Origin of the sequence: Mycobacterium sp. 852013-50091_SCH5140682 (assembly GCF_001665685.1) — a bacterium.
Taxonomy (GTDB): Bacteria; Actinomycetota; Actinomycetes; order Mycobacteriales; family Mycobacteriaceae; genus Mycobacterium.
The window spans coordinates 1-11,871 of sequence record NZ_LZTB01000008.1 but is presented as its reverse complement, the minus strand read 5'-3'; the positions used below and the strand labels follow the sequence as shown (position 1 = coordinate 11,871).

12 protein-coding genes are annotated in these 11,871 nt (G+C 66.0%); 7 read left to right on the top strand and 5 right to left on the bottom strand.

Annotated elements, in window-relative coordinates; translation table 11 throughout:
- Nucleotides 1-65: 65 nt before the first annotated feature.
- Entirely contained in the window at nt 66-1,262 is a 1,197-nt protein-coding gene (gene pgfA, locus A5784_RS01605) for a cell envelope lipid trafficking protein PgfA (RefSeq protein ID WP_064941690.1), read from the top strand.
- A 17-nt stretch (nt 1,263-1,279) separates the two neighbouring features.
- Entirely contained in the window at nt 1,280-2,902 is a 1,623-nt protein-coding gene (locus A5784_RS01600) for an MmpA family trehalose lipid delivery protein (RefSeq protein ID WP_197514604.1), read from the top strand.
- Between the two features lie 12 nt (nt 2,903-2,914).
- On the opposite strand, the gene A5784_RS01595 is transcribed toward A5784_RS01600, so the two are convergent.
- A complete protein-coding gene (locus A5784_RS01595) occupies nt 2,915-4,075 on the bottom strand; it encodes a glycosyltransferase family 4 protein (protein WP_064941688.1) in 1,161 nt (386 codons plus the stop codon).
- A 33-nt stretch (nt 4,076-4,108) separates the two neighbouring features.
- On the opposite strand from A5784_RS01595, the gene A5784_RS01590 reads away from it, so the two are divergent.
- The 3 genes from A5784_RS01590 to A5784_RS01580 all read left to right on the top strand — a co-directional run bounded on the left by A5784_RS01590 (nt 4,109) and on the right by A5784_RS01580 (nt 6,742).
- A complete protein-coding gene (locus tag A5784_RS01590; protein ID WP_064941686.1) occupies nt 4,109-4,870 on the top strand; it encodes a class I SAM-dependent methyltransferase in 762 nt (253 codons plus the stop codon).
- Between the two features lie 57 nt (nt 4,871-4,927).
- Nucleotides 4,928-6,412, top strand: coding sequence for an aldehyde dehydrogenase (locus A5784_RS01585; protein WP_064941684.1), 1,485 nt, complete (start codon nt 4,928-4,930; stop codon nt 6,410-6,412).
- A gap of 108 nt (nt 6,413-6,520) precedes the next feature.
- Entirely contained in the window at nt 6,521-6,742 is a 222-nt protein-coding gene (locus A5784_RS01580; protein ID WP_064941682.1) for a hypothetical protein, read from the top strand.
- Nucleotides 6,743-6,817: 75 nt separating this feature from the next.
- Here the strand turns inward: A5784_RS01580 and A5784_RS01575 are convergent, their stop codons facing one another.
- Nucleotides 6,818-7,612: a crotonase/enoyl-CoA hydratase family protein gene (locus A5784_RS01575; RefSeq protein WP_197514593.1), complete on the bottom strand. Its 795-nt coding sequence runs from the start codon at nt 7,610-7,612 to the stop codon at nt 6,818-6,820.
- Between the two features lie 192 nt (nt 7,613-7,804).
- On the opposite strand from A5784_RS01575, the gene A5784_RS39565 reads away from it, so the two are divergent.
- Nucleotides 7,805-7,936: a hypothetical protein gene (locus A5784_RS39565; protein WP_286159405.1), complete on the top strand. Its 132-nt coding sequence runs from the start codon at nt 7,805-7,807 to the stop codon at nt 7,934-7,936.
- A gap of 22 nt (nt 7,937-7,958) precedes the next feature.
- The gene (locus tag A5784_RS01570; protein WP_064941678.1) at nt 7,959-8,621 is read left to right on the top strand and encodes a TetR/AcrR family transcriptional regulator; all 663 of its coding nucleotides are present in this window, start codon (nt 7,959-7,961) and stop codon (nt 8,619-8,621) included.
- Nucleotides 8,622-8,720: 99 nt separating this feature from the next.
- Here A5784_RS01570 and A5784_RS01565 read toward each other — a convergent pair whose 3' ends face one another.
- From A5784_RS01565 to A5784_RS01555, 3 genes are all read right to left on the bottom strand, one after another.
- Nucleotides 8,721-10,211, bottom strand: coding sequence for an APC family permease (locus tag A5784_RS01565; protein WP_064941825.1), 1,491 nt, complete (start codon nt 10,209-10,211; stop codon nt 8,721-8,723).
- Nucleotides 10,212-10,424: 213 nt separating this feature from the next.
- Nucleotides 10,425-10,835 (bottom strand): cupin domain-containing protein, encoded by a 411-nt coding sequence (locus A5784_RS01560; RefSeq protein ID WP_232005904.1) that lies wholly within the window; start codon nt 10,833-10,835, stop codon nt 10,425-10,427.
- 243 nt (nt 10,836-11,078) lie between these two features.
- Nucleotides 11,079-11,666, bottom strand: coding sequence for a TetR/AcrR family transcriptional regulator (locus tag A5784_RS01555; protein ID WP_082944617.1), 588 nt, complete (start codon nt 11,664-11,666; stop codon nt 11,079-11,081).
- Between the last annotated feature and the right edge of the window lie 205 nt (nt 11,667-11,871).

Genomic DNA, 11,871 nt, shown 5'->3' with positions numbered 1-11,871 from the left:
AGTGCTGTTAGGGTCGAACGGGTTTGCCCTGAGGACGAGTTGGCCCACACCAAAGGAGGCCCGGTTTGAACCGCGCTGTGGCGCTGCGTATTGCGGCATGCGGATTGATGGGGCTGGGTGCTGCCCTGTTGATCGCCGCCCTGCTGCTGACGACCTACACCAAGGGCAAGATCGCCAAGATCCCGCTCAACCTCGATACGACGCTGGTCAGCGAGGGCACCGCGACCGCGTTCGACCCGGCGTCGTTGTTGGCCGAGAAGTTCTCGGTGGACCGGAATGTGCCGGTGTCGATGCAACAGCAGATGAGCGTGGAATCTCCGTCCAACGCGGAGGTGGTGACCCTGCAGGTGGGCACGTCACTGCGGCGCACCGATCGCCAGCAGGACACCGGCCTGTTGTTGGCGATGGTCGACACCGTCACCATGAACCGCAGCACGGCCTTGGCGGTGTCGTCGGACAACAACCCCGGCGGCTCTGTGCAGAAGCCGCGCGGCATGGAAGACCAGAAGCCGCCCACCAGCGTGGCGCTGCCGCACGAGGGTCTGACCTACCGATTCCCGTTCGACACGGAAAAAAAGACCTACCAGATGTTCGACCCGATCGCGCAGAAGCCGTTCGACGCGAACTACGACGGTGAAGAAGACGTCAACGGGCTGACCACCTACCGGTTCACGCAGAACGTGGGCTACGACGCCGACGGCAAGCTGGTCGAGCCGGTGAAGTACGCGTCGCTCTACGAGGACGACGTCGACAGCACCGTCAAGGCGCGGGCCGCGGTGTGGGGTGTGCCCGGCGAGCCGGACGAAGAAATCACGATGAGTCGCTTCTACGCCGCTCAGCGCACGTTCTGGGTGGATCCGGTGTCGGGCACCATCGTCAAGGCCACCGACCACGGTTATCAGTACTACGCCCGCGATCCGCTGAAGCCCGAGGTCACCTACGTCGATTACAAGGTGACCTCCAGCGAGAGCACCATCGAATCGCAGGTGGCTTCTGCCCGCGACGAACGCGACCGGGTGTCGCTGTGGTCGCGCGTTCTGCCCATCACGTTCACCGCGCTGGGCCTGGTCACGTTGATCGGCGGCGGGCTGCTGGCCTGGTTCGCGCTGCGCGCCGAGTCGACGCTGATCGACCCGGGCCTCGACACCGCCGACCACGGCTTCTTCGACACCCAGGGCATCCAAGTGCCCGGAGCGGAAGCCAAGACCGAGAAGCTGCCCGCACAACGCCCCTCTGACCTGCCGCCGGACCGACCAGTCTGATTTCCTCTCGGTTCTGGCTGCCGGCCTATGCGCTGGTGCTGTCGCTGCTGGTGACGGCGCCGGTGCTGGGGCCCGGCTACCTGCTGCTGCGCGACGCGGTCTCGACACCGCGCTCGTATCTGACCGACGCCGCACTGGGCTTGTCCGAGGCGGCCCCCCGCGCGCTCCCGCAGGACTTCTTCATCGCAGTTGCTTCGACGGTGCTCGATGGCGGTGTGGTGGTCAAGGTGCTGCTGGTGGGCGGCCTGTGGCTGGCCGGCTGGGGCGCGGCGCGGCTGGCTGCGGAGGTGCTGTCGGCGGGCCTGCCCGGGCAGTTCATCGCCGCCACCCTGGCCGTATGGAATCCCTACGTCGCCGAGCGATTGCTGCAGGGCCACTGGAGTCTGCTGGTCGGCTACGGCTGTCTGCCCTGGGTGGCGACGGCCGCGGTGCGGTTGCGTACGTGTGCCCACGCGCGGGCAGCATTCGCGCTGGCGTTTTGGATCGCTGTCGCCGGGCTGACTCCCACAGGTCTGCTGCTGGCCCTGCTGGTGGCGCTGACCTGTGTCGCGGTCCCCGGCGACGGCTGGGCCCGGGTGCGGGTCGCGGGACTGAGCCTGGTCGCCGCCGGGCTGGCCGCGACGCCATGGTTGACGGCCGCGCTGATCGGCGGCGCTGTGGACGCGTCGGCGGCGGAGTCCGCGGCCGGAATTCACGCGTTCGCCGCACGGGCCGAACCGGGGCTCGGCACCCTCGGCAGCCTGGCCGGGCTCGGCGGCATCTGGAACAGTGCGGCCACACCGGTGTCTCGGACGTCGTTGTTCGCGGTGCTGGCCACGGTCGTGCTGCTCGGTGTCGTGGCGGCCGGGTTGCCGGTCGTCTTACGAACGCCTGCCCGACGCATGACGCTGCCGTTGCTGGTCCTGGCCGTCGTCGCGGTCGTCGGCCCGGCGGTGCTGGCCACCGGGCCCGGGCTGGCGTTCGTGGAGAGCGCGGTGCGGACCATTCCGGGCCTGGGCGTGCTGCGCGACGGGCAGAAGTGGGTGGCCCTGGCAATGCCCGGGTACACGTTGGCAGCCGCAGCCGCCCCGGTGACGCTGCGCCGACTGCTGCCTGCGACGGCGACGGCCGCTGTGTGCTGCGTGGCGTTGATCGCCGTGCTGCCCGATCTGGCCTGGGGCGTGGGCGGCCAGATGCGGGCGGTGCATTATCCGGCCGGTTGGGCTGCCGCGGCCGCCCAGATCAACGCCGACCCGCGTCCGGTGGCGGTGCTGCCGCCGGACATGATGCGGCAGTTCTCCTGGTCGGGACCGGCCCCGGTGCTCGACCCGCTGCCTCGCTGGCTGCGCGCGGACGTTCTCAGCACGGGTGATCTCTCGATCGGTGGGCATGTCGTGCCCGGGGAAGGCGTGCGCGCCCGTGCCGTGCAGGACATGTTGCTCTCGGGTGCCACGCCGCAGCAGCTGGCCGACGCCGGCGTGGGCTGGGTGGTGCGCGAAACCGACGGCGACGTCGTGGTTCAGCGGATCGGCGGCTCGGCGCCCGCGGCGACGCATCGTGGTCTGCTGATCGCCGCGCACCTGGTCTGGTTGGGCTTGTTGATCGTCACGGGTGTGGGGCTGGCGGCGCAGACCGTGCGCGACGCGCGTCGCCGCAGCTAGCTGCGCTGCGGTTTAGACGAGGCCGCTGATGTAGCGCCCGTCGCGGACCGACTCGAGCACCGTGCGCATCGCGTCGGCGCTCTGCGACCAGGAGAACTCGTCGCTGCGAGCCTGCGCCTTGCTGCCCAACTGCACGCGCAGCACACCGTCGGCGAGCAGTTGGCCGAGCCCGGCGACCAGGCCGTCGCGGTCTTCGACCAGCAACCCGGTCACTCCGTCGACGATCGAGTCGGTGAGCCCACCCGAGGCGCGGTAGCCGATGGTCGGCACGCCGTGCTGGGCGGCTTCGGTCACCGCGAGCCCCCAGCCTTCCTTGCGGGACGGCAGCACATGTACCCAACTCTGTTGCAGGACACGGTGTTTGGTCATTTCGTCGACGTGACCGTGGAATGTCACGGCGTCGGTGATGCCGAGCAACTCGGCATGCTCGACCAGTCGCTGCTGCCACCAGCCCCCGCCGACGATGTCCAGGTGCAGGTCGGGGATATCGGCCCGCAACGTCGCGACGGCTTCCAGCGCATCCTCGATCTGTTTGTGTGGCACAAGCCGCGACAGCACCACCACGCGCGGCGTGGCCGAGCGCGGCAATTCCAGGCTCTGCGCGGGCGCCTCGTCAAGGCCGTTGCGTACCACCGCAATTCGGCCGGAATCGACACCGAGTTCGTTGAGGTCGCGCGCCGAGGGCAGCGATACCGTGACGTACTGATTGCGGCGGTGCAGCCGCGGCGACAGCCGTGATTCGACGAACCAGCCGATCCGGCCCATCACCGGCCCCGCGACTGGCCACAGCTCGCGATGGCAGTGGTGCACCAGCACCGCGACGCGGCGGCCGAACGCCAGGCGGGCCAAAAACGGCAGGCCGTTCTGGGTGTCGACGACGACATCGGGCCGCACCCGCCGCAGCGGACCGAGACCGATACGGGCCAGCACCATCGCCAGACCCGCCCAGATGTACACCGTGTAAGGGCCGCCGGCGCGGTTGATTCGCACGCCGTCGACGACCTCGTCGCGCGACGCCCCCGGATAGCGCGCGGTACGCAATGTGACATCGACTCCGCGGGCGGCCAGATATGCGCCGATGCGCTGCACGTAGGCCTCGCTGCCGCCGCCCTGCGGGTGCCCGGTATCCCGCCAGCACAGCAGGAGGACAGAACGGACGGGACGGTCAGACATCGTGTCGAGCGTACCGGTGAGTAGTTTGGGCGGGTGCAGCCCACCGCACTCTTTGCCCGACGAGCCCACCTGCGGCGCTCGCTGCAGCTGCTGAGCGAATTCCGCTTCGAGCAGAGCGACCCCGCCCGGTTCTACGGCGCACTGGCCGAGGACACCGTCGCGATGGTCACTGATCTGTGGACCGGTTGCACCGGGGAGCTTGCGGCGGGACGTTCCGTGGTGGACGTGGGCGGTGGGCCCGGTTACTTCGCCTCCGCGTTCGACAGTGCGGGGATGCGCTATATCGGGGTCGAACCCGATCCTCGCGAAATGCATGCCGGTCCCGCGGGAGACGCCGACGGCGGGGTGTTCGTGCGGGCGTCCGGGATGGCGCTGCCCTTCGCCGACGGCAGCGTGGACATCTGCCTGTCCTCCAATGTGGCCGAGCACGTGCCGCAACCGTGGCGGTTGGGCAACGAAATGCTGCGGATCACGCGGCCGGGCGGCTTGGTGGTGCTGTCCTACACGGTGTGGCTGGGGCCGTTCGGCGGGCACGAAATGGGGCTGACGCACTATTTCGGCGGGGCGCGTGCCGCGCAGCGGTACACCCGCAAACACGGCCACCGACCCAAGAACGACTACGGGTCGTCGTTGTTCGCGGTGTCAGCTGCCGACGGGTTGCAGTGGGCGGCCAGCACGGGGGCGTTGGTGGCCGCATTCCCTCGCTACCACCCACGATGGGCCTGGTGGATGACAGCGGTGCCGCGGTTGCGGGAGTTTCTGGTGAGCAATCTGGTGCTGGTTCTCCAACCTTGAGAATCCGCCGATTGGAACAGGTTCTCGTTTTTGTCGGAACTGGGTAATGTGACCTCCATGACACAGAGCTCATCCGCGACCGCGTTTCAGACCGAGTGGGACAAGCTGTTCATCGGCGGCCAGTGGGTCGAGCCGGCCACGGCCGAGGTGATCGAGGTGCACTCCCCCGCCACGGGTGAGCTGGTCGGCAAGGTGCCGCTGGCCACCCAGGCCGACGTGGACGCCGCGTGCGCGGCTGCCCGCACCGCGTTCGATGAGGGCCCGTGGCCTGCGATGAAGCCACACGCGCGGGCCGCGGTCCTGGCGCGCGCGGTGAAGATCATGGAAGAGCGCGCCGACGAATTGAAGTTCCTGCTGGCCGCCGAAACGGGTCAGCCCGCGAGCATCGTCGACATGATGCAGTACGGCGCGGCGATGTCGTCGTTCAACTACTACGCCACGTCCGCAGTCGACAAGTTTCGCTGGAGCGAGATCCGCGACGGGATCTACGGGCAGACGTTGGTGACGCGGGAGCCCATCGGCGTCGTCGCGGCGGTCGCAGCCTGGAACGTGCCGTTCTTCCTGGCCGCCAACAAGCTCGGTCCGGCGCTGCTGGCCGGTTGTACGGTCGTCCTCAAGCCGGCCGCCGAGACGCCGCTGTCGGTGTTCGCGATGGCCCGAGCGTTCGCCGAGGCCGGACTGCCTGAGGGTGTGCTGTCTATCGTCCCGGGCGGCCCGGACACCGGCCGCGCGCTGATCGCCAATCCCGCGATCGACAAGTTCACGTTCACCGGCTCCAGCGCCGTCGGTAAGGAGATCGGCAAGGTCGCCGCCGAACGGCTCAAGCCGTGCACGCTGGAACTCGGCGGCAAGTCCGCGGCGATCATCCTGGAAGACGCCGACCTCGACTCGACGCTGCCGATGCTGATCTTCTCCGGGCTGATGAACTGCGGGCAGGCCTGCGTCGGCCAGACCCGCATCCTGGCACCGCGGTCCCGTTACGACGAGGTCGTCGAGAAGGTGTCCGCGGGCGTGGCAGCTATGAAGGTTGGCCTGCCCGACGATCCGGCGGCCATGATCGGCCCGCTGATCAGCGAGAAGCAACGCGAACGCGTCGAGGGCTACATCCACAAGGGCATCGAGGAGGGCGCCCGCATCGTCACGGGCGGCGGCAGGCCCGAGGGTCTGGATTCGGGCTGGTTCGTAGAGCCCACCGTGTTCGCCGACGTCGACAACGCGATGACCATCGCGCAGGAAGAGATCTTCGGTCCGGTGCTGGTGGTCATCCCGTTCGACACCGAGGAGGACGCCATCCGCATCGCCAACGACTCGGTCTACGGACTGGCCGGCAGCGTCTACACGACCAACATCCCGAAGGCGATGGAGATCGCGAGCAAGATCCGCACCGGCACCTACGGCGTGAACATGTACGCCTTCGATCCGGGCGCGCCGTTCGGCGGATACAAGAACTCGGGCATCGGCCGGGAGAACGGCCCCGAGGGGATCGAGGCCTACTGCCAGGCCAAGAGCGTCCTGCTGCCGTTCGGTTACACACCTGAGTAGATCCGCAGCGGTGACCCTGCCAGGAAACTGGCAGGCGATGCCCAGGTTGCCCGGCTACGGTGGCGCCCGTTCGACCACCCGTAGCAAACGACCCTAGGGAGAAGCCCGATGGCAGTCTCGGTTGATCTGGCCAAATCGCTCGACAAGGCCTACGAGGACAAGTCGCTCAAGGAAATTCTCGATGCGTCGCCCGCGGCGCTGGCCGGCGTGACGGACGCCGACGCCAAACACCTCGAGGAAGCGTTCAACATCAAGACCGTGCGCCAGCTGGGCGCCAACAAGTTCTTCGCCGTCGCCGCCGCTCTGGTGGCGCTGGAGAACGCCGGCTGATCTTTCTCTCGCGAGCAGTCACAGAATCGCCCCTTTTCGCTCGAAAAGGGGCGATTCTGTGTCTGGTCGGCAAATCTAGTGACCCGTGAACGACGCGGGACGGCGCTCGATGAACGACTGCACACCTTCCGCGGCGTCGGCGGTATCGAACAGGGTCGCGACATCCGGGCGCAACCGCGCGATCGCCGCGGCATCGCCCTCATTGGCGGCGGTATGAGCCGAGGCCAGAGTGGCTCGCACGCCCAGCGGTGCCGCCCGGTCTGCGATGGTGTGGGCGATCTCGCGGGCCCGCGCGATCGCCGCCGCGGCGGTCTCGCCGACCTCCTGCACCAGGCCGATCCGATAGGCCTCGGCGGCGTCGAACTCATCACCGGTCAGCAACCACCGCATCGCGTTGCCCCAGCCGGTCTGGCGCGGCAATCGCAAGGTTGCGCCGCCGAACGGGTAGATGCCGCGCAGCACCTCGATCTGTGCGAAACGGGTATCCGCAGCGGCGACCCGAATGTCGGCCGCCAGCAGCAGTTCGATGCCAAGCGTCAGACACCGCCCCTGGGCCGCAGCTACGACCGGCTTGGTCCAGTCACCGTCGAGCCGCCACGGATCACGTCCGTCGTGCGGAGCAGGCAGGCTGCCGCCTGCGATGTGCGGGGCGACGTCGACGAGGTCGAGGCCTGCCGTGAAGTGATCGCCGTGGGCAAACAACACACCGGCCCGCAGGTCATCGTCGGCCTCGAGGAGTCCGTAGGCCCGGGATAAATCCGTGAGCATCGTGACGTTGAAGGCATTGCGCTTCTCTGGCCGGTTCAGCCCCATCAGCAGGACATGCCCATCCCGCTCCAAGGTCACCGTCTCGAGAGTCAACTCGGTCATGGACGGAGTCAACTGCAAAACATCAAATTATGCAAGACATCATAATTTCAGAATGTTCACAATCTCGCCAGCAAACACGTTGGCCAGCTGGTCACCTGCTAGTCTGCTAGGTGCCAGCACACTGGTTAGCCGATCGTTACTCGACGGCGGTTATCTCTGAATATGTTCGACAACATAGAAGGGCGGTGCGTGATGTGGGTCGTAGAAGTCAATATCGCCGGTCACCGGTTCACCCACGAGGTCCGCACACCGCACGCACCGACGCTGCACGTGAGCCCGCGCGGTCTGCTGCGGCGACCGGCAGTCCAGGAACGCGTTGCCTGATTCCGCCACCCCGCTCGCCCAGATGCCCGATCCCGTCGCTCCGCTCGCCCAGGCGCCCCGCAACAGGCGCGGTTCCACCCGCACCCGCATGCTCGTCAGCGCCGTCGAGGTGCTGCGGGAACGCGGCGCGGCAGGCGTCACCATCGACGAGGTACTGACCCGCAGCGGCGCCCCGCGCGGCTCGGTGTATCACCATTTCCCCGACGGCCGGAACCAGATCCTCGCCGAGGCGCTGCAACTGGCGGGCAACACCATCGGCACCGTCATCGACCGGGACGCCGACGGCGGGGGTCTGCCGTTGGTCCGCACCTTCGTGGAGTTCTGGGAGCGGCTGCTCGCCGAGAGCGACTTCACCGCGGGTTGCCCCGTGGTCGCCGCCGCGATCGGCCCGGTTGACGACGAACCGCAACTGACCGAGGCAGCAGGCGAGATCTTCGACCGCTGGCGCGCCGCGCTGACCCGAGCGTTCGCCGCCGACGGCTTCGACCGACCCGACGCCGCATCGCTGGCAGTCATGTGTATCGCCGCACTCGAAGGCGCCGTGGTGCTGTGCCGGTCCTCGCGCACCGCCGAGCCCCTACGCGACGTGGCTGAGCAACTCGAATTCCTCATCAAGTCACGCGAATTCGTCCGGCGCAACGGCTTGCCGACCACCAAGCCTTCGAATGAGGCCGTGCCCAACTGAGCACCGCGGCTACGCGAAAAACATTGGCCTGCAAAATAAATCAAAGACCCTGCAGTTGATCAACTGCAGGGTCTTTGATTGTGGCGGTTAGCACGCCGGTCAGATCGCGCTTCGGTCCACCTGCTGGGTGGCGATGACATCGTCCGATTTGGCTGCGCCGGACGGCAGTTCCTTCTCGGCGTCTGACCGCACCTCACGCTGCGTGTACAGCCAGATCGGGATGAATATCGCCAGCACGACGAAGCCGAGCCACGTTGAGGTCCAACCGATTTCGAGGCTGTTCAGGTAGACCACGCCGACCAGGCACAGCGGCACGTTGAACAGACCAAAGGCCAGGGCGACCCACTTCCAGCCATTGGGTGCCTTGAAAGGCCGCTCCAGCTTGGCGAAGGCCGGGTTGGTCTTTGCCTTGACGTAGGCGAACAGGCTGATGCCGTTGGCGCAGGTGTAGCCGATGGCCGCGGCCGCCAGGATGGCCGGGATGGACCCGGTGAAAATCAGCGCCATGTTGAATGCCGCGGTGACGAACATGGCAACGAACGGGGTTCCCTGCCGATTCGTCTTGCCGAACACCTTGGGGAAGTTGCCCTCCTCTGCCATGGAGTGCAGGGCACGAGCCGAACCCAGGTAAGCGGTTTGGATGATCAGGATCATCGCCGCGATCAGCATGACGATGGTGACGGTGGTACCGGCCTGGCCGAAGACGGCGTGGGCGACGGGGATGAGCGGTGAGATGGGCTCGGCCAACACGCCGTCGACACCGAGGACCCCGATCACTGCGGCTTCCACCAGCACGAACGAGAAGAAGCAGATGACGCCACAGGTGTACAGCGCCTTGGGAACGTCCCTGCCGGGCTTCTTGTATTCGGGAGCGTAGATGGCGGCCGTTTCCCAGCCACCGGTGCTCCACAGCGCGATGGAGAAGATGCCGAAGATGATCAGGATGTGATGCGCGTCCCAGGCCCAGTCGGCCGGTGCCCAGTTGCCGGTGATGTTGGCCATGTCAACGTGTCCGGTGGCAAAGGGCGCGATGGTCAGGACGGCCAGGGGGATCAGGGAAACCGCGGCGAGGATGTACCCGAGGATGGCGCCGTCCCGCAGACCGAACCAGTTCACCACGGACAGGCCGGTGAAGATCACCAGACCGGAGAGCAGGCCGAGCTGGTACTCGGTGAAGTGTGCGGCCAGCGCGGGGAACAGCCCATGCAGGTAGTTGCCGACCAGGATGGCGAAAATCGACAGCACCGGGTTCCACGCGAACCAGTAACTCCAGGCGCTGAAGCCGCCGAGCAGTTTGCCCTTGTCGTACTTGCCCGTGTAGTTCTTGGTCCGGAATACGTGCTGCACGAAACCGGGCAGGCCGGAGGCTTCGGGGAAGGTGGTGGCCAGTTCGGCGTAGGCGGTGTTCTGAAAGAAGGTCTGGAGAATGGACAGTCCCCAGACGAGGATCGCGGCGGCCGCGACGTAGCTGGGCAGGTAACCCAAGGACGGCAGGATCAGCAGGGGCACACCGAGCGCGATGGCCAGGCCCTGCTTCCAGTCGATCGACCTTTTCAGGTGATCAACTCCATCCAAAGTATCTTGACTCATGAGATTTTCCTTTGGTAGCGGTGAAACTTCGAACAGTTCTGCTGGCTGGCGGGAGGGCTGACCTGCCATCGCCAGCAGGATGAATCGGGCCGGCAGCGGATGCGTGCTTCTCGCGGCACCCATGACCGCCATAGAGATGTATGAGACGGGGCCATATTCAGTTGGAGGCGGAACGACGTCCCCGGGTTGGCACGGCTGCGCGGGGACACCAACTCAGATTTCGAAGTATCGGAAAGAGTGGGATTCCATACCGTCCGGATTGGGGCCGTAGGTAGCGACCATCCGCGCGTACACGGGTGCCGAGTACCGCGCCGTGCGTCCGGGATTCACGCGTGCCGTGTCACCGGGTCCCAGAATGACGGACTCGCCGTCGCACTCGATATGGAGTTCGCCCTCCACCACGAAGGCCGTCTCGGTGTGGGGGTGGAAATCCTCCCAGCCGCAGCTCTCCAGCTCCCACTCCGAAAGTACGAAGTCGTCCCAGGCGCCTACCGGGTCGGCATTGATGAATCTGCAGCGCATCCGGGGCCATTCGGCTTTCGTGGGCTTCATCGGCTTCGCAGGCCAGGAATCAATGGCATTCCCCGTCGTCAGCGTCGACGGCTGGGGACTGGATTTCGTCATTTCGCTATCCGTTTCTTCAGAGCAATGAGGCGAACCCGGCTGAGCCGGAATTCCGGCTATTCAGGAATCGACTCCTCGTTTTTCGCCGGCCTCGAATAAAACCCGAGACCGACGGGGCGGGCGATGTCGCTGAAAAGACATGCTTGAACCCCATCACCAACCGGTCTCTCGCACTGCTGCCAGTGCAGAGCCGTCAAGTGTTCAAGTCACCCTGTCGGGTGGATGCCGTTGTGGCCGTTGTGTTTAGACGCCGGCCTTGATCAACAGCGCATCCAACATCGTGAAAAACATGGACCGGAAATCAGCCGCCGTCGGATCGGTCATGTATTGGATGGCCGCTCCGTCGTAGATCATCAGGAATGACCGTACGAGCGCGGTCATGTCCATCTGGCACTGATCACCGTTGTTCTTGGCCGCGGCAGAGAAGATATTTCCCAACTCCACGACATAGGCTGGGTAAATCTTTGCTGCCAGCGGACTTACCGCAGCATTACGCGTTGCCCACAGAATGAGCTCGATCTCAGCGAGGAGGCTTGCCGGTTCTTCGGTCAATGAACGCCAGTACTCTTCGGCCACTTGTTCCACGGCCTTGCGGAGTCCCAGGTGAACCGAAATCTCGTGAGAGAACAGGTTCAAGTTCTTCAACCACGCTTCGGCGGCCGCATCCATGAGCTCGCTCTTGTCGTCGAAGCAATAATGTGCGGTGGCCAGGGGGGCGTTGGCCTCCTTGGCGATAGCCCGCATGGTCACTGACTGAACGCCTTTACGCCTCATTAGTTCCAGGGTCGCTGAAATCAGCTGTCCTCGTCGTTCGTCTGCGGACACCCGCATAGCCAACCCTCCAGTCTCCTGGTTTCGGTCCATCTGAGAAGCTTCCCCAAGATTATTGCTTGGGCTGCGAAGTTCCCATCTTGCGATCGCAGGAGACTGGAACATCGGATCAGCTGTGGGCGGGTTGCGGCCGGGTGTGCAGGACTTCGGTGTGGTGCACCAGCGAGGGTCCGGCGCCGGGGCCGGTGGCCTCGTCGTGTCCACC

Coding starts and splice junctions, on each gene's coding strand:
- A5784_RS01575 (WP_197514593.1), bottom strand. CDS start 7,612: ATGACCGAGTTGACTCTCGAGACGGTGACCTTGGAGCGGGATGGGCAT.
- A5784_RS01580 (WP_064941682.1), top strand. CDS start 6,521: ATGGCAGTCTCGGTTGATCTGGCCAAATCGCTCGACAAGGCCTACGAG.
- A5784_RS01555 (WP_082944617.1), bottom strand. CDS start 11,666: ATGCGGGTGTCCGCAGACGAACGACGAGGACAGCTGATTTCAGCGACC.
- A5784_RS01565 (WP_064941825.1), bottom strand. CDS start 10,211: ATGAGTCAAGATACTTTGGATGGAGTTGATCACCTGAAAAGGTCGATC.
- A5784_RS01595 (WP_064941688.1), bottom strand. CDS start 4,075: ATGTCTGACCGTCCCGTCCGTTCTGTCCTCCTGCTGTGCTGGCGGGAT.
- A5784_RS01570 (WP_064941678.1), top strand. CDS start 7,959: ATGCCCGATCCCGTCGCTCCGCTCGCCCAGGCGCCCCGCAACAGGCGC.
- A5784_RS01585 (WP_064941684.1), top strand. CDS start 4,928: ATGACACAGAGCTCATCCGCGACCGCGTTTCAGACCGAGTGGGACAAG.
- A5784_RS01560 (WP_232005904.1), bottom strand. CDS start 10,835: ATGACGAAATCCAGTCCCCAGCCGTCGACGCTGACGACGGGGAATGCC.
- A5784_RS39565 (WP_286159405.1), top strand. CDS start 7,805: ATGTGGGTCGTAGAAGTCAATATCGCCGGTCACCGGTTCACCCACGAG.